Origin of the sequence: Arthrobacter sp. StoSoilB19, assembly GCF_019977275.1 — a bacterium.
In the GTDB taxonomy this organism is placed as follows: Bacteria; Actinomycetota; Actinomycetes; order Actinomycetales; family Micrococcaceae; genus Arthrobacter.
Genome location: NZ_AP024650.1, coordinates 3,015,720 through 3,041,366 on the forward strand (window position 1 = coordinate 3,015,720; position 25,647 = coordinate 3,041,366).

The following is a 25,647-nucleotide window of genomic DNA, read 5'->3' on the forward strand; positions in this document are numbered from 1 at the left end:
GGACAGGCCGCGGGACACCCCGCCTACACTGCATGGTATGCGGCTTCTGATTGCCGGCGGCGGGGGTTTCCGGGTGCCGCTGATATACCGGGCCCTGGTGTCCGGCCGCTTTGCCGGGCTGGTCACCGAGCTGGTGCTGTACGACGTCGATCCCGCGCGCCTTGATGCCGTCACCGCCGTGCTGGAGAGCATGCCGGTGGGTGATGGTGCCCGTCTTCCGGTCCACGCCACCACCGATCCTGCCGAAGCACTGCCCGGCACCACCGTGGTGTTCGCCGCGATCCGGCCGGGCGGTACAGCGGGGCGCGTTGCGGACGAGAAGGTGGCGCAGGACCTAGGGCTGCTGGGCCAGGAGACCACGGGGGCCGGGGGAATTTCGTACGCTTTGCGGACCATTCCGCAGATGCTTGGCCTTGCCCGGCTGATGCGGGAGCACTGCCCTGACGCGTGGCTGGTCAACTTCACCAACCCTGCCGGGATGGTCACTGAGGCGCTGCTTCCCGTCCTGGGCCACCGGGTCATCGGGATCTGCGATTCTGCCGGCGGTCTGGTGCAGCGGGCGGCGGCCGCTGCCGGGGTGCAGTTGCCGGAGGGAAGGCTCGACGGCGTGGGCTACTACGGGCTGAACCACCTGGGCTGGCTGTACCGCCTGGAGTCCGGCGGCCGGGACGTGCTGCGTGGCCTTTTGGCGGATGCCGGCGCACTGCAGTCGTTCGAGGAAGGCCGCCTTTTCCCGCAGCCGTTCCTGGCCCAACTGGGCATGCTTCCCAACGAGTACCTGTATTACTACTACCAGCGCGACGCAGCCCGGCAGGCGATGCAGGCCATGGCGCAGACCCGGGGCGAGACCATCCACAGCCAGCAGCGGGAGCTCTACCCGCGGCTGGCTGCTGCCGGGCCGGACGCCTACCGGCTGTGGGAGGAGGCGCGGCGCTCCCGCGAAGAGGGCTACCTGGCCGAGGCCCGGCACGATGGCGAGCGCCGCGCCGAGGAGGACCTGGCCGGGGGCGGCTATGAGCGGGTGGCGCTGGCGGCCATGCGGGCCCTGGCCGGCCGCGGGGAGACCCAACTGGTCCTGAACACCCGGAACACGGCGGCACCCGCCGGGACACCTGAAGGCCACCCGCCCGCCTCCGCCACGGCTGCCCCGCCCGCTCCCCAGCCTGCCATTCCAGGCCTTCCCGCCGACGCCGTCGTCGAGGTTCCCTGCATGGTGACGGCCAGGGGCGCCGTGCCCCTGCCCCAGCAGGCGCCGGACGGCCCGCAGCTGCGGCTGCTCCAGCGGGTCAAAGAGGTGGAACGGCTCGTGGTCCGGGCCGCCGGCACCGGAGCCCGCGATGCGGCCCTTGAAGCCTTCGCCCGGCACCCGCTCGTGGATTCGCCGGACCTCGCCGCGAAGCTTCTGGCTGGTTATGAGCAGGCTTTCCCGGCTTTGGGGAAGATCTGGGAAGGCGGCGGGCGTTAGGGGAAGGAGTAATGTTTTATCGAATGCGCACTGAGCCGGCTCCCCTGATACCCGCCGGCGGCCGGAAGGAGGTCCCGTGGCACTGATCCGCAGGGTCGCGCTGCTCTCCCTCCACACCTCCCCCATGGAACAGCCGGGCTCCGGTGATGCCGGCGGAATGAACGTCTATATCCGCGAGCTGGCCTCCGCCCTGGCCGAGGCGGGCGTGGAAGTGGAGATCTTCACACGCGCCACCTCAGCCGACCAGCCCGCCGTCGAACATCCCGATCCCGGCGTCTGCGTGCATAATGTCCTGGCCGGGCCGCCCAAGAAGATCCCCAAAGAGGAGCTGCCGGGGTTGCTGCACGCCATGGTGGCCGAGATCGAACAGATCCGCCGCCGGCAGCCCCACGGCCGCTATGACGTCATCCATTCGCATTACTGGGTGTCCGGGATCGCCGGGCTGGAACTGTCCGAACTGTGGGGCGTGCCGCTGGTGCACACCATGCACACCATGGCCAAGGTCAAGAACCTGCTCCTTGAATCCGGCGAACAGCCGGAGCCGCGCCGGCGCGAGGTGGGCGAGCACCGCATCGTGGACGGCGCGGCACGGTTGATCGCCAACACCAGCTCCGAGGCAGCCGAGCTCGTTTCCCACTACGGCGCCACCTACGACCGCATCGACATCGCCCCGCCCGGAGTGGACCTGGCCACCTTCACGCCGGCATTCCGGGCGCGGTCCCGGGCCCGGCACGGCATCAGCCCGGACACCTTCCACCTGGTGTTCGCCGGCCGCATCCAACGGCTGAAGGGCCCGCAGGTCCTGGTCAAGGCGGCGGCACTGCTGCGCAAACGCCGGCCGGACATCGACCTGCGCGTCACCATCCTGGGCGCCCTGAGCGGCAACAAGGAATTCAACCTGCGCTGCCTGGTTGCGGAGGCAGGAATGGACGACGTCGTCACGCAGCTTCCGCCGGTTAAGGCACCTGAGCTGGCGTCCTGGTTCCGTGCGGCGGACGTGGTGGTGATGCCTTCCTTCAGCGAATCCTTCGGGCTGGTGGCACTCGAGGCCCAGGCCTGCGGTACGCCCGTCGTGGCCACCCGCGTCGGCGGGCTGTCCCGCGCCATCTTCCACGGCCGGACGGGGCTCCTGGTGGATGGCCACCATGCCGCCGACTGGGCCGATGCCCTCGAAGCCCTGTACGACGACCCCGCCACCCGGGAAGACCTGGGCCGCGCCGCCGCCATCCGCGCCCAGAACTCCGGCTGGCAGCGCACAGCCGCCATCACGCTGGAAAGCTACCATGCCGCCGTCGAGAATTTTGTGGGCCGGCGCCTGGCCCCGGTGGTTCCCGCATCCTGACGTTCCTGTCCTGGTTTCCTGCCCGGCTTTTCTGTCATGGGCTTTTCCTTTTCCTTCGCGGGCGCCCCGGGTGCTGTTAGCTTAGGGGCAGGCCTCCGGCGCCTGCCGGCGCCGGAATGGACTGGGCAGGATGAAGCTGCGCAGGAAAGGACAACGATGTCTGCTCTCCCTTCTGATCTCGAGATAGCCCGGGCTGCCCGGATCCGTCCCATTGCGGACATCGCGGCTGCCGCGGGGGTTAATCCGGAAGCCCTGGAACAGTACGGGCGGTTCAAGGCCAAGATCGATCCGGCCAAGCTCGATGCGCCGGCTCCCTACGGCAAGGTGGTGCTGGTCTCGGCCATGTCCCCCACGCCCGCCGGCGAGGGCAAATCCACCACCACCGTGGGATTGGCGGATTCCCTGGCCAGGGCCGGCCGGAAGGTGATGATCGCGATGCGGGAACCCTCGCTGGGTCCGGTCCTGGGGATGAAGGGCGGCGCCACCGGCGGCGGCTATTCGCAGGTGCTGCCCATGGATGAGATCAACCTGCACTTCACCGGCGACTTCCATGCGATCACCTCGGCCAACAACGCCCTGATGGCGCTGGTGGACAACCACATCTACCAGGGCAACGCGCTCAATATCGATCCCCGCCGCATGACGTTCAAGCGGGTGCTGGACATGAACGACCGCGCCTTGCGTGAAGTGGTCATTGGCCTGGGCGGGCCTTCGCAGGGGGTGCCGCGGCAGGACGGGTTCGACATCACCGTGGCCTCCGAGGTCATGGCCGTCTTCTGCCTGGCCAAGGATCTGGCGGACCTGCGCTCCCGGCTGGGCCGGATCACCTTCGGCTACACCTACGACCGGGTACCCGTAACGGTGGCGGACCTGGGGGTGCAGGGCGCCTTGACGCTGCTCCTGAAGGAGGCGGTCAAACCCAACCTGGTCCAGACCATCGCCGGCACCCCGGCCCTGGTCCATGGCGGCCCGTTCGCCAACATCGCGCACGGCTGTAATTCGTTGATTGCCACCCAGACCGCCCGGCGGCTGGCGGACATCGTGGTCACGGAGGCCGGTTTCGGCGCGGATTTGGGGGCCGAGAAGTTCATGGACATCAAGGCCCGGTACGGGGGCCTGGCGCCGTCGGCCGTGGTGGTGGTGGCCACGGTGCGGGCGCTGAAGATGCAGGGCGGGGTGGCCAAGGACCGGCTGGCCCAGCCGGACCTGGCTGCCCTCGAAACAGGGGTGGCTAACCTGCGCCGGCACGTGCGCAACGTGGAGAAGTTCGGGGTCACCCCTGTGGTGGCGATCAACAGGTTCTCCTCCGATTCCCAGGAGGAGCTGGACTGGCTGCTGGCCTGGTGTGCTGCCGAAGGCGTGGCGGCGGCCGTGGCGGACGTGTGGGGTCGCGGCGGCGGCGGTGACGGCGGCGACGAACTGGCAGCGTTGGTCCTCCAGGCTGCGGAGGGGCCCAACAGCTTCCGGCACCTCTACGCCCTGGGGCTGCCGGTGGAGGACAAGATCCGGACCATTGCCCAGGAGATCTACGGCGCCGACGGCGTGGATTTCTCGGTTCCGGCGTTGAAGCGGCTGGCCGATATCGAGCGGAACGGCTGGAGCGGGCTGCCGGTCTGCATGGCCAAGACACAGTACTCGTTCACGGACGATGCCTCCCGGCTCGGTGCCCCGAAGGGCTTCACCATCCATGTCCGGGACCTCCTGCCCAAGACAGGTGCGGGCTTCATCGTGGCGTTGACCGGCGCGGTGATGACCATGCCCGGCCTCCCCGCCGTCCCGGCAGCCCTGCGCATGGACGTGGACGCGGACGGCAACCCGGTAGGCCTCACCTGACACGCCCGCTCACCTTTGGCAGCACAACACCAAACCCCCGCTCACCTCTGACAACACATCCCCAAACCCCCGCTCACCTCTGACAACACATCCCAAACCCCCGCTCACCTTTGGCAGCACAACACCAAACCCCCGCTCACCCCCTTCCGCGGCGAGCGTCGGGCAAAACGGCGAACCGGCACGGCCTGTGGATAACTCAACACGGGTATCCGCCACATGCATGACAATGCAGTATGCGATCCCGCCTTCCCTTGCCTGTGCATCTGGCTGGCAGACCCTTCACGCTTGAAAGCTCAAGAAGCGCCGGACTGGACCACAACCGCCTGCGTCACAACGACGTCGAACACATCAGCCGGGGCCTCTACCGCCCTGCTGCATGGGACTTCTGCCTCGAGCATGCTGCCCGCGCATTGTCGGAGGCGACGCCCGGCGCATGGATTTCCCATGTGACAGCGGCGCGCCTCCAGAGTTCGCTCCTGCCCGCTTGGTTGTCCGACTCCAGTGAACTTCACCTAAGCAAGCCCACGCTGCTTCCGGGAGCCCGCAGGAAAGGAATTCACGGCCACCGGCTCATTGTGAAGCCTGGCGAGGTGGAGTTCGTCGAGGGGATATGGATCAGCACACGGGCACGGACATGGCTGGACATGTCACGGCTACTGCCGTTGGCAGACTTGGTGGCTATGGCGGACCAACTGGTACGGCTGCCCCGGCCTGAACTGGAGGGCAGGGAGGGCGCCTACTCAACAATTGAGGAACTACGGGACATGGTTGCCCGTCATCCAAACCTTCAAGGGGTTGTGCGTGCCCGGCAGGCACTGGACTTGGCGCGGGTTGGATCGGACTCCGCGCCCGAGACCTTCCTCCGGTTGGCCATGTTTGACGCTGGTCTCCCGGAGCCAGAGCTGCAGCTGGCACTTTATCCTGGAGACCCTCGATCGTCGTCTGCCGACCTCGGATTTCGGCAGCGAAGAATTGCTATCCAGTACGACGGCGGCCATCACCTTATGGAAGCCCAGCGACTAAGCGATCGGCGCAGGGACAAGGCCTTCGAAGCGGCCGGGTGGACTGTCATCATCGTCGACAAGGCCGATCAGAAGGACAGCTTCGCTGCCGCTATCAGAAAGATCAGGCGAGCCGTGAAGAACTCTGTGGCGGATGCGACGGTGGCGTCGGGGTTCGCAAACGGGGACTAGTTGAACGGGGCTCACTTTCAGCTGGGATCGACTGAACGTTCGCCGGTGAGATGCGAGCGGGCGTCCCCAGAATAGTCGTCAAGAGTGAGCGGGCGTCGTAGAAAAATCCGCCAAAAGTGAGCGGGCGTCGCCAGAAAAACTGCAGGAAATGATGGGGCGTCTTAAATGGCGGCGCTCCCCCACCCCGGAGGGTGAGGGAGCGCCGGCAACGAGGTGTGGAGTTCTAGCGCTCCACGTCGCCGCGGATGAAGGCTTCCACCTTTTCGCGGGCGAGGTCGTCGTTGAACTGCTCCGGCGGGGACTTCATGAAGTAGCTCGACGCGGACAGCAGCGGGCCGCCGATGCCACGGTCCAGGCCGATCTTCGCGGCGCGGATCGCGTCGATGATCACACCTGCGGAGTTCGGGGAATCCCAGACCTCCAGCTTGTACTCCAGCGACACGGGGGCGTCGCCAAAGTTGCGGCCCTCCAGGCGGACGAACGCCCACTTGCGGTCATCGAGCCACTGCACGTAGTCGGACGGACCGATGTGCACGTCCTTGGCCGCCAGCTCGGCCTCAACGTTGGAGGTCACGGCCTGGGTCTTGGAGATCTTCTTGGACTCCAGCCGGTCACGCTCCAGCATGTTCTTGAAGTCCATGTTGCCGCCAACGTTCAGCTGGTACGTCCGGTCCAGGGTCACGCCCCGGTCCTCGAACAGCTTCGCCATGACCCGGTGGGTGATGGTGGCGCCGATCTGGCTCTTGATGTCATCGCCCACGATCGGAACACCCGCGGCAGTGAACTTGTCCGCCCACTCCTTGGTCCCGGCAATGAAGACCGGCAGCGCGTTCACGAACGCCACGCCGGCGTCGATCGCGGCCTGCGCGTAGAACTCGGCCGCTTCCTGGGAGCCGACGGGCAGGTAGCAGACCATAACGTCAACGGCAGCGTCCTTGAGGGCCTGGACCACGTCCACGGGCTCTTCAGTGGATTCCTCGATGGTCTCGAGGTAGTACTTGCCCAGCCCGTCCAGGGTGTGGCCGCGCTGGACGGTGACACCGGTGGGCGGGACGTCGGCGATCTTGATGGTGTTGTTTTCGCTGGCCGTGATGGCGTCGGCAAGGTCAACGCCGACCTTCTTGCCGTCAACATCAAACGCGGCGACGAACTGAACGTCACCCACGTGGTACTGGCCGAACTCAACATGCATCAAGCCCGGAACAGTCTCTGCGGGATCGGCATCCTTGTAGTACTGGACGCCCTGCACCAGCGAGGCGGCGCAGTTGCCCACGCCAACGATTGCAACACGGATGGGATGTGAAGACACAGAACTCCTTTGGGGACAAACGTCAGCCGGCCGGGTTTGCTTCGCAGACAGTACGACGGCGGCCGGCTGGCTCGGCGCCGCGCGGCGCCTTTTCATACTACCCAACGCAGCGGGACCGGGCGCAGTGCACCCGGTCCCGCTGCGTAAAGAGAATCACCGTCAGGCGTTTTGCTTCCAGAGGTTGATGTCCGACTCAACCGCAAACTCGTCAATCGCGGTCAGCTCTTCATCCGAGAAGCCGAGGTTGTTGATGGAGGACAGTGTGTCCTCCAACTGCTGGACGCTGGAGGCGCCAACCAGTGCCGAGGTGACGGGCGAGCCCTTGGGCTGGTCGCGCAGAATCCAGGCGATGGCCATCTGGGCCAGGGTCTGCCCCCGGCCTTGGGCGATCTTCCGCAGTCCGCGGACCCGGTCCAGTTTTTCCTCGGTGATGGAGTCCTCCGAGAGGAAGCGCGCCTTGGCTGCCCGCGAGTCGTCAGGAATGCCGTGGAGGTATCGGTCGGTGAGCATGCCCTGCGCCAGCGGCGAGAAGGCGATGGATCCGGCGCCCACCTGGTCCAGGACCTCGTACAGGTTGGGTGAACCGTCCTCGGTCCAGCGGTTCAGCATGGAGTAGCTGGGCTGGTGGATCAGCAGCGGCGTGCCCAGTTCCTTGAGGATACGGGCGGCCTCGAGGGTCTGCTCCGGCGTATAGGAGGAAATGCCCGCGTACAGTGCCTTGCCGGAACGGACGGCGTAGTCCAGGGCACCCATGGTCTCCTCCATCGGTGTTTCCGGGTCGGGCCGGTGGCTGTAGAAGATGTCCACGTAGTCCAGTCCCATGCGCTGCAGCGACTGGTCCAGGCTGGAGATCAGGTACTTGCGCGAGCCCCATTCGCCGTAGGGACCGGGCCACATGTAGTAGCCGGCCTTGGTGGAGATGACCAGTTCGTCGCGGTAGGGCTTGAAGTCGTCCCGCAGGTGCCGGCCAAAGTTGGTCTCGGCGGACCCGTCCGGCGGCCCGTAGTTGTTGGCGAGGTCGAAGTGGTTGACGCCCAGGTCGAAGGCGCGGCGGAGGATGTCCCGCTGTTCCTCGAAGCGCTTGTCGTCGCCGAAGTTGTGCCACAGTCCCAGCGAGATGGCCGGGAGCTTCAGGCCGCTGCGGCCCACCCGGCGGTAGGGCATGGATTCGTAGCGGTCGCCTGCTGCAATGTAGGTCATCAGTTTCTCTCTTCCGTCGGTTCAGGCTTTGAGGATCGCAGCGCTCCAGGGCGCCAGTTCCAGGGACCCGCCGTCCAGTGTGGTTCCGTTGTCCGTGGCCAGCAGCACGCTGCCGGCGGCCTCGTCCAGCCGGACCTTCGAGTCCCCGAAGTTCACCAGGACCTCGACGGATCCGCGCCGGAACCGCAGCCAGCCCGCGTCGTCGTCGAACTTAACTTCCGTCCCGCCGAAGCCAAGCCCCGCCAGTTCCGGATGCCCGCGGCGAAGCGCCGTCAGCGCCCGGTACAGCTCCAGGAGCCGCGCGTGGTCGCCAGAGGTGGCCTCGGCCCAGTCCAGCTTGGACCGGCGGAAGGTTTCCGGGTCCTGCGGGTCAGGCACGACGGCGGGATCCCACCCCATGCGCTCGAATTCCTTGATGCGCCCTTCCGCGGTGGCCTTCCCGAGCTCCGGTTCGGGATGGGAGGTGAAGAACTGCCATGGTGTGGTGGCGCCGTATTCCTCGCCCATGAACAGCATGGGGGTGAACGGGGAGGTCAGCGTGAGGACCGCGGCCACGGCGAGCTGCCCGTAGGACAGGGACTGCGAGAGCCTGTCCCCCGTGGCACGGTTGCCGATCTGGTCGTGGTTCTGGTTGCAGACCACCAGTGCCGCGGGGTCCACCAGGGCGGCGTTGATGGGCCGGCCGTGGTGGCGTCCGCGGAAGCTGGAATAGCTGCCGTCGTGCAGGAACCCGTCCTTCAGCACCTTGGCCAGCACGGCCAGGGATTTGAAGTCGGAGTAGTAGCCGGTGGTCTCGCCGCTGACGCTGACATGCACGGCATGGTGGAAGTCGTCGCTCCACTGCCCGGCCAGTCCGTACCCGTTGACGTCACGGGGGTAGAGCAGGCGCGGATTGTTGAGGTCCGATTCTGCGATGAGCGTCTTGGGCAGCCCGGTCCCGGCTGAAATCGCGTCGCCCAAAGCCCCCAGGTCCTCCAGGATGTGCACCGCGCGCTCGTCCCGCAGCGCGTGCACGGCATCGAGGCGGAGCCCGTCCACGTGGTAGTCGCGCAGCCAGAGAGCGGCGTTGTCCAGGATGTACTCGCGGACCACGTCCGAGCCCGGCCCGTCCAGGTTCACCGAGTCGCCCCAGGTGTTGGCGTCCCCCTGCTTCAGATAGGGGCCAAACGTGGGCAGATAGTTTCCGCTGGGGCCAAGGTGGTTGTAGACCACGTCCTGGATGACGCCCAGTCCGGCGGCATGGGCGGCGTCAACGAAACGCTGGTACGCGGCCGGCCCGCCGTAGCCTTCGTGCACGGTGTACCACTGGACGCCGTCGTAGCCCCAGTTATGCGTGCCGTTGAATCCGTTGACCGGCAGCAGCTCCACGAAGTCGATGCCCAGGTCCACCAGGTAGCCCAGCTTCTCCGCGGCGGCGTCCAGGGTTCCTTCGGGGGTGAAGGTGCCCACGTGGAGTTCGTAGATGACGGAACCCTGCAGGTCCTTGCCGCGCCAGCCGGAATCCTGCCATGCATAGGCTGCGGGATCGTAGGTCCGGGATTGCTCGTGCACGCCGGCGGGAAGCCGGCGGGACCTGGGATCCGGGACGGGGGTGGTGTCCCCGTCCAGCAGGTAGCCGTAGTCCACGTCGCCGTCCGCGGGCGCGTCGGGGGCCGTCCACCACCCCTCCGATCCCGGCGCCGTGTCCTTCTTTTGCATGGGATATTGCCGGCCATCGGCCAGCAAAACCACCGATGAAACGTCCGGCGCCCACACATCGAAGCGCTCAGGTCCAACGTTGACCAGGGTCATGCCTTCTCTCCATCTTCGGGTACCAGCAGGGCCACCGGGTAGGTACCCAGCACTTCTGCCACCGAAACCGGGCCCGGCCCGTAGCTGGCTCCCGTAAGTTCGTCGCGCATGGCAGTGGAAAGGTCGACGGCGGTGTCCCGCCACCCGCCGCCGGCTTCCAGTCCGGCGGGGAGCCGGGTGGCAAGCGTGAGGGCGCCGGAGGAGGCATCGGTTCCGCGGGTGAATGCGAGCAGGTGCCCGGCAGCCGCGCCAGTGGCTGGGACTGGCGTGTAGCCCTGGAACAGCTCCGGCCGGTCCCGGCGCAGGCGGAGTGCCCGCGAGGTGACCAGGAGCTTGCTGGCCTCTGTGCCCTCGTCCGGCAAGGTGCCGGCGTCGAGCTTTGCCAACTCAGCCTGCCGGGCACCAAAGTCCACCGGCCGGCGGTTGTCCGGGTCCGTCAACGAACGTTCCCAGAACTCGCTGCCCTGGTACACGTCCGGCACGCCGGGCATGGTCAGCTGGACCAGCTTGGCGGAAACCGAGTTGGCGGCGGAGAAGGAGTCGATGCGGGCCACGAAGTCCGTCACCACGTTGGCAACCTTGGGGTCGTCGAAGACTGCGTCCACGGCGGCCTTCACCGCGGCCTCGAAGTCCCCATTGGGATTGGTCCAGGTGGTGGAGTTCCCGGCCTCCCGGGCCGCCTTCTCGGCGTATCCCTGAAGCCGTTCCCGGCTTGCCGGCCAGGCACCGATGATTGCCTGCCACAGCAGGTTTTCGTACGGGCCGTCCGGGATGGGCGCCAGGCCGCGAAGGCTCTCCAGCGTTTCCGCCCACTCCTGCGGCAGCTCGGCGATGACCGAGATCCGTGCCCGGGCATCCTCGCTGCGTTTGGTGTCGTGGGTGGACAGGGTGGTCATGGACAGCGGGAGGTCCTGCTGGCGCCGCTGCATCCGCTGGTGGAATTCCTCCGGGCCCACGGCGAACTCGGTGGGTTCAGCGCCCACCTCGGTCAGGGTTCCAAGGCGGGTGTAGCGGTAGAACGCCGTATCCTCCACGCCCTTGGCCATGACCATGCCGGAGGTTTGCTGGAACCGGATGGCGATGGCGTTGGCCGGATCCAGCAGCAGCGGAAGGAGGGTTCCCACCGCCACTTCCAGGTCCGGCCGGTGGGCTGCCGCGGATTCGCATGCTTCCTTGAGGACATCGGCGCCCACGGGCAGGTACGAACGGTACACCGGGAAGGAGGCGATAATCTCCGCGATGGCGTCGCCTGCCTGGTCCAGGGCGAGGCCGTAGGACTCCGGGACCAGCCGGGCCAGCCGCAGCACTTCCGAGCGCAGGATGCCGTCGGCGATCATGCGCTTGGTGCCGCGGATCATTGCGGCATAGTCCGCGGGCTCTGAGGAGCCCCGCAGCCTGGCGTCCAGTGCGTCCAGTGCCTGCTGCCCCGCGGGGTCCACAAAGACCCGGTCCACGTCCGCCAGCGCGTCGTATCCGGTGGTGCCTTCGCACGCGAACTCCTGCGGCAGCACCTCGCCCGGTTCCAGGATCTTCTCCACCAGGACATAGGCGCCGCCGCTGAGGTCCTTCAGCCAGCGGAGATAGCCGGTGGGATCGGCGAGGCCGTCCGGGTGGTCCACGCGGAGCCCGTCCACCAGGCCCTCGGTGAACCAGCGCCCCACCTCGGCATGCGCTTCCTGGAAGACCGAGGGTTCTTCGACGCGGATTCCGGCGAGCGTGGTGACCGCGAAGAAGCGCCGGTAGTTCAGCTCGGCGTCGGCGCGGCGCCAGTCCATCAGCTGGTAGTGCTGGCGGCTGTGCACGTCCTGCGGGGAATCACCGTCGCTGTATGTGCCTTCGGCCAGGGGGAACCGGTGATCGTAGTAGCGGAGTTCGCCGTCCTTGACCTCCAGCTTGTCCAGGTCGGCGTCGGAGCCCAGCATGGGGAGCCGGACCTTTCCGCCGCCCAGGTCCCAGTCGACGTCGAAAGCTTCCGCGTAGGGTGATTCGCGGCCCTCCTTGAGCAGGGACCACCACCACGGGTTCTGCGGAGGGGATGCCACGCCCACGTGGTTGGGCACGATGTCCACCAGGACGCCCATGCCGTGCTCGCGCGCTGCCCTGGACAGGGCCAGCAGCCCTTCAGGGCCGCCGCGGTCCGGGTCCACGGCGGAGGGGTCGGTCACGTCATAGCCGTGGTCCGAACCTTTTTCCGCAGTGAGGATGGGCGACAGGTACACCCAGTCCACGCCGAGGTCCTTCAGGTACGGGACCTGGTTGGCGGCGTCGAACAGGGTGAAGCTGCTGCGGATCTGCAAACGGTAGGTGGAGACGGGTGTCCTCATGCCTCGGTTGCCTTCGCAGCCTTGGTCTCCTCCGCCTTCGCAGCCTTGGCGTCCTCGGCTTTGGCTGCCTTGGTTTCCTCGGCCTTTGCCTCGCTCGCTTCCGCGGCCTTGGTCTGGGCCTCCACCATCTCCTCCTGGGCTTCCTCGTGCTCTACCCTGGACGCCAGTGAAGCGGCAGCGGACGTGTCCACTTCAGCTTCCGGGCCGGAGTAGGCGCGCAGCACCACCATGGACTTCGCGTCCAGGGTCAGCGTTGCCTTCGCCTTGAGCGGTTCATACGCGTCAGCCTGGGCCGCGGTGTCAATCAGGACCTCCCAGTACTGTGAGTACTCCTCGTTGGGAAGGCAGAAGTCCACGGCATCGTCGTGGGCGTTGAAGGCCATGATGAAGCTGTCGTCCGTGATGCGCCGGCCGCGTGAATCCTGTTCCTGGATGCCGTCGCCGTTGTAGAACACGCCGATGGTGCGGCCGAAGCCGCTCCCCCAGTCCTCCGGCAGCATTTCGGTGCCGTCCGTCTTGAGCCAGACGATGTCCGGCAGCTTTTCGCCTTCGCCGCGGCGCACCGGCCGGCCGTCGAAGAAGCGGCTGCGGCGGAACGTCGGGTGGTCGTGGCGGAGCTTGTTCACGAAGGCGGTGAACTCCACCAGCGGCTGGTCCATGGCTTCCCAGTGGATCCAGCTGAGCTCGGAGTCCTGGCAGTAGGTGTTGTTGTTGCCCTGCTGGGTGCGGCCCAGCTCGTCGCCGTGCAGCAGCATGGGCACACCCTGGGAGAGCAGCAGCGTGGCGATGAAGTTCCGCTGCTGGCGGGCGCGCAGGGTAAGGACCTTGTCGTCGTCGGTGTCGCCTTCAACGCCGCAGTTCCAGGAGCGGTTGTGCGATTCGCCGTCGTTGTTGCCCTCGCCGTTGGCCTCGTTGTGCTTCTCGTTGTAGGAGACCAGGTCCCGCATGGTGAAACCGTCGTGGGCGGTGACGAAGTTGATTGAGGCCACCGGACGGCGGGCGGAGCTTTCATAGAGGTCGGCGGAGCCGGTTAGCCGGGAGGCGAACTCGCCAAGCGTGGAGGGCTCGCCGCGCCAGAAGTCGCGGACGGTGTCGCGGTACTTGCCGTTCCATTCGGTCCACTGCGGCGGGAAGTTGCCCACCTGGTAGCCGCCCGGGCCCACGTCCCACGGCTCGGCGATCAGCTTCACCTGGGAAACTACCGGGTCCTGCTGGATGAGTTCGAAGAAGGTGGAGAGCTTGTCCACGTCGTAGAACTCACGGGCCAGGGTGGAGGCAAGGTCGAAGCGGAAGCCGTCCACGTGCATCTCCGTGACCCAGTAGCGCAGGGAGTCCATGAGCAGCTGCAGCGAGTGCGGGTGTCGGACGTTCAGGGAGTTGCCGGTGCCGGTGTAGTCCATGTAGTGCTTGAGGTCGTTGTCCACCAGGCGGTAGTAGGCCTGGTTGTCGATGCCCTTGAAGGACAGCGTGGGGCCCAGGTGGTTGCCTTCGGCAGTGTGGTTGTAAACGACGTCGAGGATCACTTCGATGCCGGCGCGGTGCAGGTCGCGGACCATGGCCTTGAATTCCTGGACCTGGTGCCCCACGTCGCCGGTGGCGCTGTAGGTGTTCTGCGGGGCGAAGAAGCCGATGGTGTTGTAGCCCCAGTAGTTGCTGAGCCCCTTTTCCACCAGGGTGCCGTCGTTGACGAACTGGTGGACGGGCATGAGTTCGATGGCCGTGACCCCGAGCTTCTTCATGTGCTCAATGACCGCAGGGTGGGCCACACCGGCGTAGGTGCCGCGCTGTTCGTCCGGGATTTCCGGGTGGAGCTCGGTGAGGCCCTTGACGTGGGCTTCGTAGATCACCGACTCGTGGTACGGGATCCGCAGCTGGCGGTCGCCGTCCCATTCGAAGAAGGGGTTGATGACCACGCCGTGCATGGTGTGCGGGGCGGAATCGGCGTCGTTGCGGGAGTCGGGGTCGCCGAATTCGTAGGAGAAGAGGGCCGGGTCCCAGTCGATCTGGCCCTGGATGGCCTTGGCGTAGGGATCCATCAGCAGCTTGTTCGGGTTGAAGCGGTTGCCGCTGGCGGGGTCGTAGGGACCGTGCACGCGGTAGCCGTACTTCTGGCCGGGCTGGATGTGCGGCAGGTAGCAGTGCCACACATAGCCGTCCACCTCGGTCAGTTCGATGCGCGTTTCGGTCAGGTCATCAGCCAGGAGGCAGAGTTCGACCCGCTCGGCCCGTTCGCTGAACAGGGCGAAATTGGTGCCGGTGCCATCAAAGGTCGCTCCCAGCGGATAGGCAGTTCCAGGCCAGACTTCCATCGTGCTCCTCATTTTGTGGTCAGCAGCAGAGGGCATCGGAACGCCCCGCTGCTGGTGCGAACTAATGCCTACCGTAGTGGTTGGCTGTGACTATTACGTTTCCAGGCTCCATATTTACTAAGCATGCTGACTTTACCCCAAATTTCGGGTATGGCATTCGCGACGCCGCCTGCCGTGATCGGACCACCTGTCACCGCCTCCGACGCCGCCAGCCCTGCCCGCCCGTGCAGCGCGGCGCCCAGTGCGGCAATGGCGGCCCACCGCCCCTCCGCCGCTATGCCCACCTCACTGAAGCGGCCGACGTCGGGCCCCGCCTGGGCGAGCAGCGCACCAATGACCCCGGCCAGGACGTCCCCACTGCCTGCAGTGGCGAGCCAGGGCGTACCGTCCGCCTGGCTGAAGGTCTCTCCCCAGGGTGCCGCCACGAGTGTGGTGGCGCCTTTGAGCAGGACGGTGGCTCCCGTACGGTTGGCGGCCTGGCGTACGGCGGCGAGGGTTCCGGCTTCCACGGCTTCCCGGTCCTCCCCACCGCCCAGGCGTTGGAACAGCGACGCCAGCTCGCCGGCGTGCGGGGTCAGCACCATGTGCGGGGCGAGCATGGCCGGCAACGCGGGCAGCGCGCCGGCGTCGGCAACGACGGGAAGTCCGGACGCGATGGCATCGCGGGCACGCGTCAACTGGTCATGGTCCTGCGGGCCCATGCCCGAGCCCACCAGCCATGCCTGCACCCGGTTGTCGGCCACGCTCCCGGTGCTGCACACCACCTCAGGGCAGGACTGCCGGACGAGGTCGGCCACGGCCGGCGGACCGAGGTACCGCACCATGCCGACTCCTGCGGCCAGGGCGCCCCGGCACGCCAGGACTGCGGCGCCGGGATAGTCTTCGGATCCGGCCACCACTCCCAGCACTCCGCGGGAGTACTTTTGGGCCCGCCGTGCAGGACGGGGCAGGAGGTGGGCCAGTTCGGCATCCTCCAGCCGGCGAAGGGACGGCTGCGGCAGGTGCTCCTCGATCCCGATCGGCACCACCAGGACGCGTCCAGCATGGTCCGCGCCCGGGTCCGCCAGCAGGCCGGCCTTCGCTCCCCCGAACGTCACGGTCAGGTCAGCGGAAAGGACCGGCCCGGCTGCCTCGCCGGTATCGGCGTCCACGCCGCTCGGGAGGTCGCAGGCCACCACCAAACCGCTCCTGATGCCGTCACTGACAGCCTGGACCAGGTCTGCAGCGCTGCCCCGCAGCCCGCCTTTCGCTCCGGTCCCCAGCACGGCGTCAATGACGACGTCGGCCGCGGCAGCTTCCGCCGCCAGTCCCGGGATTGCAGATTCAGTGAGCCGGTGCACCCGGCCGCCGGCGCGCTCGAATGCCGCAAGGCCAGCCGGATGGGCGGAATCGCCGGTGAGTACCGCCGTCGTGCGCATTCCGCGGGCGGCAAGGAAGGCGGCTGCGAACAGGCCATCGCCACCGTTGTTGCCCTTGCCGGCCAGCACCACCACGCGGGCACCGCTCAGGCGGCGGCCCCGGGACTTGAGTTCCTGGACGACGGCGCCGGCCAGGCCGTGTGCGGCGCGCTGCATGAGCACGTCCCCCAGGCCGGTGGCCAGGAGGGGTTGCTCGGCGGCCCGGACCTGCGTTCCGGTGTAGGCGTTGATCATGCGGCGGCTGCCTGGTCAGCCTTCGGCCAGGACCGTTGCGGTGGCGATGCCGCCGTCGTGGCTGATGGACAGGTGCCAGCGCTTGACGCCTTTGGCCTCGGCAACCGCAAGGACGGTCCCCTTGACCTGGACGGTGGGTCCGTTGTGGTCAAGGCCGATCCAGCAGTCCTGCCAGTTCATGCCGGCGGGCGCACCGAGGACCTTGGCCACGGCTTCCTTCGCGGCGAACCTGGCTGCCAGGGAGCGGGTGTTCAGTTCCCGTTCCGCCGGCACGAACAGCCGGTCCCTCAGGCCCGGCGTCCGTTCCAGCTGGCGGCCGAACCGCTCGATGTCTACTACGTCTACCCCGATGCCAACGATCATGGGCTTCATTCTACGGGGGCGCGCCTGGCCGGAAGCGGGTGCAGGGTGCGGTTTGACCCCGGAAATTGCGGTTGTCCGCCATCAGCGCAAACACCTGGTTTTGGCACGGCAGGGTTAAGGGTGAAAGCCCCGGGCCCACTGACTGGTTCAGTGGGCCCGGGGCTTTCAGCTGTTCATTGGCTGGCTGTTACTCGACGGTGACGCTCTTGGCGAGGTTGCGGGGCTGGTCCACGTCGTAGCCCTTGGCTGCCGCGAGTTCCGCGGCGAAGATCTGCAGCGGGACGGTGGTCAGCAGGGGCATGAGCAGGGTGGGGGTTTCGGGGACGTAGAAGACGTACTCGGCGTAGGCCTTGACGGCTTCGTCGCCTTCCTCGGCGATGACCAGGGTGCGGGCGCCGCGGGCGCGGACTTCCTGGATGTTGGAGACCACCTTGGCGTGCAGCGAGTCGCGGCCACGCGGGGACGGGACCACCACGAACACCGGCTGGCCTTCATCGATCAGGGCGATGGGGCCGTGCTTGAGCTCCCCGGCCGCGAAGCCCTCCGCGTGGATGTACGCGATTTCCTTGAGCTTCAGCGCGCCCTCAAGGGCCACCGGGTAGCCCACGTGGCGGCCCAGGAACAGCACGGACTTCTCCTGCGCCATGCTGCGGGCCAGTTCGCGCAGCGGCCCGGCGTTGTCCAGGATGGTCTGGATCTTCGCGGGGATCTTGTTCAGGTCCGCGAGGACGTCCTTGATCTGGCCGGAGAAGATGTTGCCGCGCAGCTGGGCGAGGTACAAGCCCAGCAGGTAGGCGGCGGTGATCTGCGCCAGGAACGCCTTGGTGGACGCCACCGCGATTTCCGGGCCGGCGTGCGTGTACAGCACGGCGTCGGATTCACGCGGGATGGTGGAGCCGTTGGTGTTGCAGATGGAGATGGTCTTGGCGCCCTGTTCGCGGGCGTACCGGACGGCCATCAGCGTGTCCATGGTCTCGCCGGACTGGCTGATGGAGACCACCAGGGTGTTCTGGTCCAGGATCGGGTCCCGGTAGCGGAACTCGTGTGCCAGCTCCACTTCCGTGGGGATCCGGCACCAGTTCTCGATGGCGTACTTGGCCACCATGCCCGCGTAAGCGGCGGTGCCACAGGCCAGCACGATGATCTTGTTGACCTGCTTCAGCAGTTCCGGATCAATCCGCAGCTCGTCCAGGGTCAGCTTGCCCTTGATGTCCGAACGACCCAGCAGGGTCTGCGCCACGGCGTCGGGCTGGTCATGGATTTCCTTCTCCATGAAGGAGGAGAAGCCGCCCTTTTCCGCGGAGGCCGGGTCCCAGTCCACGTGGTATTCCTTGCCCTGGGCCGGGTTGCCGTAGAAATCGGTGATCTCCACCGTGTCCGCAGTGATGGTCACGATCTGGTCCTGGCCCAGCTCCACCGCGCGGCGGGTGTAGTCGATGAACCCGGACACGTCCGAGCCCAGGAAGTTCTCCCCCTCGCCCAGGCCCACCACCAGCGGTGAGTTGCGGCGGGCGGCCACGACGACGTCGGGCTGGTCCGCGTGCACGGCCAGCAGGGTGAAGGCGCCCTCCAGGCGCTGGCAGGCCAGCTCCATGGCGCGGGTCAGGCCACCGTTCGCGGTGTCCCCGCCCAGCTTGTTCCTCAGGATGTCGGCCAGCAGCGCGGCAGCTACCTCGGTGTCCGTCTCGGACAGGAACGTGACGCCCTTTTCCAGCAGCTCGAGCTTGAGCTCGGCGAAGTTTTCGATGATGCCGTTGTGGATCACGGCCAGCTTGCCGCCGTCCGCCAGGTGCGGGTGCGCGTTGCGGTCCGTGGGGCCGCCGTGCGTGGCCCAGCGGGTGTGTCCGATCCCGGTCACCGTCTCAGGCAACGGGCGGGCCTCCAGCTCAGCAATCAGGTTGCTCAGCTTCCCGGACTTCTTACGCGACTCAATGGCGCCCTCGGACACCACTGCCACTCCGGCAGAGTCATAACCGCGGTACTCCAGGCGGCGCAGTCCCTCAAGGACCACATCCAGGGCACTGTGACCGTTAATTGCACCGTCAACCGGACGGCCTACGTATCCCACGATTCCACACATAGGCACAAGACTATCGGCAGCGTGCCTGTTGCTCTAAACCGGCGGCCCACCCGGCGGGGCGTTTACGGGGGCCTGCGTGACGGGCTCCGCCGCGCTGAGCAGGGCGCTCATTTCGTGATGGGCCGGGCGCGGGGCAGAATCTTTAGCGTGACTTCGCAACGCAATGAAGCGAACGGGGAGGGTGCCTCGCCGTTCGTGGAGCTGGACCGGCAAACCTGGTCCCGGCTCGCAGCCCAGATGGAACAGCCCCTTAATGAAGAGGATGTGCTGCGCCTTCGCGGGCTCGGTGACCCCCTGGACATCAATGAAGTCAGGGATGTCTACCTGCCGCTGTCACGGCTGCTGCACCTGTACGTTGAGGCGGCGGGGCAGCTGCACGCGGCCACTACCACGTTCCTGGGCGAGCAGACCCAGCGCACCCCGTTCGTGATCGGCGTGGCCGGTTCGGTTGCCGTGGGCAAGTCCACCATCGCCCGCGTGCTGCGTGAGATGCTCCGCCGCTGGCCGGGCACCCCCAACGTGGAGCTCATCACCACCGATGGCTTCCTCTACCCCCTGGCCGAACTCAAGCGCCGGCAGCTGCTGGACCGGAAGGGCTTCCCCGAGTCCTACGACCGGCGGGCGCTGCTGCGCTTCGTGAGCGAGATCAAGGGCGGCGCCGAGGAAGTGCGCGCGCCCTGGTACTCCCACGTCACGTACGACATCGTGCCCGGCAAGGAAGTGGTGGTCCGCCGCCCGGACGTGCTCATCGTGGAGGGCCTGAACGTCCTGGCTCCGGCACGGCCCCGGCATGACGGCCGCCAGGGGCTGGCACTGAGCGACTTCTTTGACTTCTCCATCTACGTCGATGCCAAGACCTCCTACATCGAGGAGTGGTACGTGGACCGGTTCCGGAAGCTGCGCAGCACCGCGTTCGCACAGCCGGAGTCCTACTTCCACCGCTACGCCACGCTGTCCGACGAGGAAGCCGAAACCACGGCACGCGACATCTGGAAGCGGATCAACGAGCCCAACCTGGAGGAGAATGTCCTTCCCACGCGGGGGCGGGCGCAGCTGGTGCTGACCAAAGAAGCGGACCACTCCATTCGCCGCATGCTCCTCCGGAAGGTGTAGCACAGGTGTGCTACCAATGCGGGTCCCCCAGCCGGCGCAGCTTCACCCGGTTCCTCGCAGCGGGGGCCGGGCTGACTGTCCTGGCAGCGTGCACGCCTGAGGCACCCAAGGCCGTGCCGGCGTCGTCCGCTGCTTCTTCCGCAGCCCCCTCCCGTGCTGCGGTCACCGCTTCAGCGGGCCCGACGGCGGAAGCCGCCACGGTGGGCCAGTCACCGGAGGTGCCGTCCCCCGCACCGTCACCGTCGCCGTCGGCGGCCCTGGCGCGCCAGTTTTCGCTTGATGACCCGGCCAGCCAGTGGGTCATCGTCAACAAGCACCGGCCCCTGAAGCCGGCGGACTTTGTGCCGGCGGACCTGGCGCGTCCCGCCGTCGCCATTTCCGCCGCGGGCGAGGCGGCGCTGTTGAACAGCACGACGGCGGCGGCGGTCGAAGCGATGTTCGCGGCCGCCGCGCAGGATGGCGTGGCTTTGGTCCTGGCCAGCGGCTACCGCTCGTACAGCACGCAGGTGACCACCTACAACGGGTACGTCGCGGCGCGCGGGCAAGCCGATGCCGACACGGCCAGTGCCCGGCCCGGCCACTCGGAGCACCAGACGGGGTGGGCGTTCGACATCGCGGACGGCGGGGGCGCCTGCAGCTTCCAGCCGTGCTTTGCCGACCAGCCAGCGGCGTCCTGGGCGAAAGCCAACGGCCACCGCTTCGGATTCGTGGTGCGGTATCCCTGGATGCTGCACCCCATCACGGGGTACTACTACGAGCCGTGGCACCTGCGGTACGTGGGCGTGGAGGCGGCCACGGACATGCTGAACCGGGGCATCGGCACTCTGGAGGAATACTTCGGCCTGGAGGCGGCACCGGCGTACCTGTAATGCCGGTGATACCGCTTCACCTGAGCGGGCCGGAGTGTAAAGGGGCCAAGTCAGGCTGCCATTCCTGACAACCCCTAAGTCCAGGCTGGCGAGAGGCCATCGGTGCCTCAAGTATTGCGCAGGATTTGAGCACCAAGATAGTCATTGCTAGCTGCGTCTCATAGATTGACGGCATGGTTATGGATGCCGGAGCCCTTTGGCTCGATCTCGTTAATGACGTTCGCTGGTATCCCTCACCTCATAACTCCCAGCCGATTAAGTTGAGAGCCATCAGTGAGACGGCGGCAGTTATTTATTATGACCTTGACCTCGGATTGCCTGCCGAGTCGTTTGGTATCCCCTTCGGCCATGTCTGTGCGGGTGTATCTTTGGAGTCGTTGTCCGTAGTCGCTGCGGCCCGCGGCTACCGGACAACGGAATTCCTTGAACACTCGGAAATGGATTTCGCCGCCGAAGACCGGCTTCATGTTATTGGCACAGTGCGATTGGAACCCGCTGCCGGTGACGACGCGCTGCAATCTGAGTCTTTACGTCGGCTAGCCGCGTTCCGCGCCAGACGAACCTCCCGCCGACCCTATGACAGCAGGATTGTGGGCGATGAGTTGCTGGTCTCTGCTTCCACAATCGCGGCCGCCCAAGGATTCGAATTCCGATCGACGGTTGATGCCGGCCTTGTTTCTTTACTCGTGCAAATCAATCAAAAGACTCTGTTTTCGGATTTGCGAAATGATGCCGTCTACGCCGAGATTATGCACTGGTTGCGGTTCTCAAAGGAAGAAGCGGCCGCAAAGGCCGACGGCTTGAGTGCGGAAACGATGATGATGCCTGGTCGGATCCTTCGCTTCGCGATGGGTCACCGCGGCATGTGGTCCCTTCCTCTGATCGGCGGTCTCATAAGGGGCCTCTACTTGCGCACAATGCATGGGGTGCGGCAACTCGGGTGGCTGGAAGGGCGGTTCGCCGAGCCCGCCGATTATTTGGAGGCCGGGCGGACGTTCATGCGGATCTGGCTTTTCTTTACGGAGAAAGGCGTCTGCCTCCATCCCTTCGGCACCGTTATCACCAACCCGGCCTCTCACGCCGAGTTTGTACAGGCTGCGGGAATACGTGAAACCGCGAACAGAATGGCTTGGATGCTCTTCAGATTCGGCTATAGCGACACCCCTCCAGCCGCCCACCGCCGCCCCGCCACCTCGACTCTGCTTAGTCCATTGCCTGAAGACATGTCACTACAGGAGCCCCTCCGTGAATAAAAGGTTCATATTCGTATTCGTGTTTCTCATGGACAGGTTTGTTGGACTGTTCACCCCGAGAATCTCCACGCACCGGATCCTGCTGATGCCGGGCATCGAGCCTTTCCGGTGGACAGCCGGCCGCTGGAGGGCATGGCGGACCTTTGAGATGGCAGCCAAACGCGTACCAGCCTATCGCGAGTTTCTCGCCGAAAACGGGGTACCTGGGAAGCTTTCACTCGGAGGCAAAACACTGACGCGGGCCTTCGCAGCGCTGCCGGAGATGGACAAAGACAGCTATATCAAACGTTGGACCATTCCCGCCCGCAGCGTCGACGGGGTGCTTCCCCGCCACGGCGTAGTGGTCGACGAATCCTCTGGAAGCTCAGGTGTTCCCACCAGCTGGGTACGGGGCCTTGAGGAGCGCCTCGCCACACGGCAGCTGCTCCAGGTGGGCTTTTCCCGGACTGCGGAAACGCTCAAGAAGCAGCCCTTCGTGCTCAACTGCTTTTCGCTCGGAGCGTGGGCCACAGGGATGAACGTGACGACTTCCCTCACGGACGTCACGATGATCAAATCCATTGGCCCGGACCGTGACAAAGCAATCGCCACGATGCTCGAATTCGGGCCCGACTACACCTACATCATCCTCAGCTACCCGCCCTTTTTGAAATCCTTGTTCGACGACGACCGGGTCAAATGGGAAGACTACGACATTGTTGCCGCGTTCGGCGGCGAGGGTATCAGCGAGAACATGCGGGCCCACATCACCAAGTACGCCCACAGCGCCTTTGGGTCCTACGGTGCCTCCGACCTGGAAATAAACATCGCCATCGAAACCGATTACACAGTGGAACTTCGCAAGGCGTTAGATGCCAACGCTGAACTGTCAGCACGGCTCACGCGGCAGGACGAATACGGCGTCCTACCGATGATCTTCCAGTTCAACCCGTACGACTACCTGATGGAGACGAACGCGGACGGGGAACTCGTCGTCACTATCGTGCGGAAAGAGAACGTCAACCCGAGGATCCGTTACAACATCCACGATCGAGGGCACGTGCTACGTGTACGTGAAGTCAATGCCGTGCTGAAGGACTTCGGGCTCGAAGACGTTATTCGTCAACAGTTCCTCGATCTGCCGCTGCTCTTCCACTACGGCAGGAGCGACCTGTCCGTCGACTTCAACGGGGCGGTTGTGGCACCGGATGCGCTGCGCGATGTGCTCAGCAGCGACCAAACCCTTCTCGCAGCCGTAGAAAACCACCGCCTCGTCAGTTTCGAAGATGAGCAGGGAAACCGGCAGCTGCACATTGCACTGCAACTGACGGCAAAGGCCACCCACGAGCGCACGTTGGACGAGGCTGCATACAGGAACTACATCCTCGAGCAGCTGAGAAAAATGAACGGCGATTTCAACAACGCAATCCTTACATCGGCGGAATCGAGCCTGCCCACCATTGCGTTCTATGGACGGCGCACCGGCCCGTTCACTTCTGATGGCGTGAAACTCAAGAACGAATACGTTTGGCAGCTCGGTCCCTCAGCTCCCCAAGACTGGACCCTGGACTTGGCCTTTCGGGCGCAGAAGAATCCAGCAGCCGCTATCTGATCCGTGACGTGATGTTTTCTCAAACGTGTGACGCCCCTAACCGGAAGTCCGGGGACTGGGACATGCGCTAGTTTGGTTCGTATGCTGACTGGATTCAAAAACTTCATCATGAAGGGCAACGTGGTTGACCTTGCGGTCGCCGTCGTCATGGGTACTGCTTTCGGCGCCGTGGTGACGGCGCTGGTCAACAAAGTGCTGATGCCCTTCGTCTCAGGCCTGGTGGGTGCGCCCAACTTCGACAGCTTTGGAAGGGTGGAGCTGAACGGCAACGCCATCGAGTTCGGGGTGCTGCTGACCGCTGTGGTGAACTTCCTGCTGATTGCGGCGGCCATCTATTTTGTGGTGGTGATGCCGATGAACATCATGATTGAGCGCCGCAACCGCCGGCTTGGGATCAACAAGGATGTGAAGAAGGACGCTGCAGAGGATCCGCAGGTTGCGCTCCTGACCGAGATCCGGGATGCATTGAAGGACCGGGTCTAAGCCTTTCCAACCGCAAAGTGGCCCGTCTCCCTGTTGGGAGGCGGGCCACTCTTTTTGCTGCGGTTGTTTTGAGCCGCGCCGGCTAGTTGGAGGCGAGCTCCAGCGCGAGTTCGGTGCGGACCACCTGGGCCAGGTGTTCGGCGATGGACTGGGCCGTCTCCTCGTCGGCGGCCTCCACCATGACGCGGACCACGGGCTCTGTGCCGGATGGGCGGAGCAGGACGCGGCCGGTTTCCCCAAGCGCTGCTTCCGCCGATGCCACGGCCTGGGCCAGGACATCGCTGCTGCCCACGCGGGTGCGGTCCACGCCCTTGACGTTGATGAGGACCTGCGGGAGCTTGGTCATCACGGTGGCGAGTTCCTTGAGCGGTTTCCCGGTCAGGGCCACCTGTGCGGCGAGCTGCAGGCCGGTGAGGAGGCCGTCGCCGGTGGTGGCGTGGTCGGCGAAGATGACGTGGCCGGACTGTTCGCCGCCCAGGTTGTAGCCGCCGTCGCGCATGCCCTCCAGCACGTATCGGTCCCCCACCGCGGTTTCCACGATGGTGATGCCGGCTTCGCGGAGGGCGATCTTCAGGCCGAGGTTGCTCATGACGGTGGCTACCAGGACGTCATCCTTGAGTTTGCCGGAGTTCTTGAGCGCGACGGCGAGGATGGCCATGATCTGGTCGCCGTCAACCTCGTTGCCTTCGTGGTCCACGGCCAGGCAGCGGTCGGCATCGCCGTCGTGGGCGATTCCCAGGTTGGCACCGTACTTGATCACGGCTTCCTTGAGCGGGCCGAGGTGGGTGGAGCCCACGCCGTCGTTGATGTTGAGTCCGTCCGGATCGGCGCCGATGACGACCACGTCAGCTCCGGCGTCCTTGAAGAGCTGGGGCGAGCAGCCGCTGGCCGCACCGTTGGCGCAGTCAAGGACCACGGTGAGGCCATCGAGGCGGTGCGGGAGGGTGCGGAGCAGGTGGACGATGTAGCGGTCCTCTGCGTCGGAGAAGCGCTGTATGCGGCCCACGTCGGCGCCGGTGGGCCGGACGGCTTCCTTGCCCATCTGGGCTTCGATGGCGTCCTCCACCTCGTCGGGCAGCTTCTGGCCGCCGCGGGCGAAGAACTTGATGCCGTTATCCGGTGCCGGGTTGTGGGAGGCGGAGATCATGACGCCGAAATCCGCGTCCAGGTCCGCCACCAGGTAAGCGGCCGCGGGGGTGGGCAACACCCCTGCGTCATAGACGTCGATGCCTGAGCTGGAGAGCCCGGCTTCCACGGCTGCGGCGATGAATTCGCCGCTGGCGCGCGGGTCGCGGGCCAGCACGGCGCGGGGCCGGGAGCCGTTGGAGTTGCGGTCGTGGCCGAGCACGACGGCGGCCGCCTGGGCCAGCTGCAGGGCCAGTTCTGCTGTCAGCAGGCCGTTGGCCAGCCCCCGGACACCATCAGTTCCAAATAATCTAGACACCGGTCAAGTGTAGAGGATGGGTTCGCCGGCCTC

18 protein-coding genes are annotated in these 25,647 nt (G+C 66.0%); 9 read left to right on the forward strand and 9 right to left on the reverse strand.

Annotated elements, in window-relative coordinates; translation table 11 throughout:
* Positions 1 to 37: 37 nt before the first annotated feature.
* The 4 genes from LDO86_RS13820 to LDO86_RS13835 all read left to right on the forward strand — a co-directional run bounded on the left by LDO86_RS13820 (position 38) and on the right by LDO86_RS13835 (position 5,833).
* A complete protein-coding gene (locus LDO86_RS13820; RefSeq protein WP_018769192.1) occupies positions 38 to 1,465 on the forward strand; it encodes a glycoside hydrolase in 1,428 nt (475 codons plus the stop codon).
* A 76-nt stretch (positions 1,466 to 1,541) separates the two neighbouring features.
* Positions 1,542 to 2,807: a D-inositol-3-phosphate glycosyltransferase gene (gene mshA / locus LDO86_RS13825; protein WP_018769191.1), complete on the forward strand. Its 1,266-nt coding sequence runs from the start codon at positions 1,542 to 1,544 to the stop codon at positions 2,805 to 2,807.
* A gap of 156 nt (positions 2,808 to 2,963) precedes the next feature.
* Entirely contained in the window at positions 2,964 to 4,640 is a 1,677-nt protein-coding gene (locus LDO86_RS13830; protein WP_018769190.1) for a formate--tetrahydrofolate ligase, read from the forward strand.
* Between the two features lie 590 nt (positions 4,641 to 5,230).
* Positions 5,231 to 5,833 carry an endonuclease domain-containing protein gene (locus LDO86_RS13835; RefSeq protein WP_223992229.1) on the forward strand — a complete coding sequence of 201 codons (603 nt, stop codon included), beginning with the start codon at positions 5,231 to 5,233 and terminating at the stop codon, positions 5,831 to 5,833.
* A gap of 223 nt (positions 5,834 to 6,056) precedes the next feature.
* Here LDO86_RS13835 and LDO86_RS13840 read toward each other — a convergent pair whose 3' ends face one another.
* The 8 genes from LDO86_RS13840 to glmS form a co-directional block, all read right to left on the reverse strand.
* Positions 6,057 to 7,142 carry an inositol-3-phosphate synthase gene (locus LDO86_RS13840; RefSeq protein ID WP_018769188.1) on the reverse strand — a complete coding sequence of 362 codons (1,086 nt, stop codon included), beginning with the start codon at positions 7,140 to 7,142 and terminating at the stop codon, positions 6,057 to 6,059.
* 159 nt (positions 7,143 to 7,301) lie between these two features.
* Positions 7,302 to 8,342 (reverse strand): L-glyceraldehyde 3-phosphate reductase, encoded by a 1,041-nt coding sequence (gene mgrA / locus LDO86_RS13845; RefSeq protein WP_018769187.1) that lies wholly within the window; start codon positions 8,340 to 8,342, stop codon positions 7,302 to 7,304.
* Between the two features lie 21 nt (positions 8,343 to 8,363).
* A complete protein-coding gene (treZ, locus tag LDO86_RS13850; protein ID WP_018769186.1) occupies positions 8,364 to 10,133 on the reverse strand; it encodes a malto-oligosyltrehalose trehalohydrolase in 1,770 nt (589 codons plus the stop codon).
* Complete coding sequence (gene treY / locus LDO86_RS13855) at positions 10,130 to 12,457, reverse strand: malto-oligosyltrehalose synthase (protein ID WP_018769185.1); 2,328 nt, start codon at positions 12,455 to 12,457, stop codon at positions 10,130 to 10,132. Before treY ends, treZ begins: the two co-directional genes overlap by 4 nt.
* Positions 12,454 to 14,766, reverse strand: coding sequence for a glycogen debranching protein GlgX (gene glgX / locus LDO86_RS13860; RefSeq protein ID WP_018769184.1), 2,313 nt, complete (start codon positions 14,764 to 14,766; stop codon positions 12,454 to 12,456). Before glgX ends, treY begins: the two co-directional genes overlap by 4 nt.
* A gap of 68 nt (positions 14,767 to 14,834) precedes the next feature.
* Positions 14,835 to 16,418 (reverse strand): NAD(P)H-hydrate epimerase, encoded by a 1,584-nt coding sequence (locus tag LDO86_RS13865; protein ID WP_018769183.1) that lies wholly within the window; start codon positions 16,416 to 16,418, stop codon positions 14,835 to 14,837.
* 15 nt (positions 16,419 to 16,433) lie between these two features.
* Positions 16,434 to 16,781, reverse strand: a complete 348-nt coding sequence (locus LDO86_RS13870) for a holo-ACP synthase (RefSeq protein ID WP_013601780.1) — start codon at positions 16,779 to 16,781, stop codon at positions 16,434 to 16,436.
* A gap of 187 nt (positions 16,782 to 16,968) precedes the next feature.
* Entirely contained in the window at positions 16,969 to 18,861 is a 1,893-nt protein-coding gene (gene glmS, locus LDO86_RS13875) for a glutamine--fructose-6-phosphate transaminase (isomerizing) (protein ID WP_026265752.1), read from the reverse strand.
* Positions 18,862 to 18,978: 117 nt separating this feature from the next.
* On the opposite strand from glmS, the gene coaA reads away from it, so the two are divergent.
* The 5 genes from coaA to mscL all read left to right on the forward strand — a co-directional run bounded on the left by coaA (position 18,979) and on the right by mscL (position 24,170).
* The gene (coaA, locus tag LDO86_RS13880; protein ID WP_186447803.1) at positions 18,979 to 19,974 is read left to right on the forward strand and encodes a type I pantothenate kinase; all 996 of its coding nucleotides are present in this window, start codon (positions 18,979 to 18,981) and stop codon (positions 19,972 to 19,974) included.
* Between the two features lie 5 nt (positions 19,975 to 19,979).
* On the forward strand, positions 19,980 to 20,843 hold the full coding sequence (locus LDO86_RS13885; protein ID WP_018769180.1) for a M15 family metallopeptidase: 864 nt from the start codon (positions 19,980 to 19,982) through the stop codon (positions 20,841 to 20,843).
* A 173-nt stretch (positions 20,844 to 21,016) separates the two neighbouring features.
* Positions 21,017 to 22,096, forward strand: coding sequence for a hypothetical protein (locus LDO86_RS13890; protein WP_224084031.1), 1,080 nt, complete (start codon positions 21,017 to 21,019; stop codon positions 22,094 to 22,096).
* Between the two features lie 28 nt (positions 22,097 to 22,124).
* The gene (locus LDO86_RS13895; protein ID WP_018769178.1) at positions 22,125 to 23,687 is read left to right on the forward strand and encodes a hypothetical protein; all 1,563 of its coding nucleotides are present in this window, start codon (positions 22,125 to 22,127) and stop codon (positions 23,685 to 23,687) included.
* An 81-nt stretch (positions 23,688 to 23,768) separates the two neighbouring features.
* The gene (gene mscL / locus LDO86_RS13900) at positions 23,769 to 24,170 is read left to right on the forward strand and encodes a large conductance mechanosensitive channel protein MscL (protein WP_018769177.1); all 402 of its coding nucleotides are present in this window, start codon (positions 23,769 to 23,771) and stop codon (positions 24,168 to 24,170) included.
* Between the two features lie 82 nt (positions 24,171 to 24,252).
* On the opposite strand, the gene glmM is transcribed toward mscL, so the two are convergent.
* Complete coding sequence (gene glmM, locus LDO86_RS13905) at positions 24,253 to 25,614, reverse strand: phosphoglucosamine mutase (protein WP_026265751.1); 1,362 nt, start codon at positions 25,612 to 25,614, stop codon at positions 24,253 to 24,255.
* Between the last annotated feature and the right edge of the window lie 33 nt (positions 25,615 to 25,647).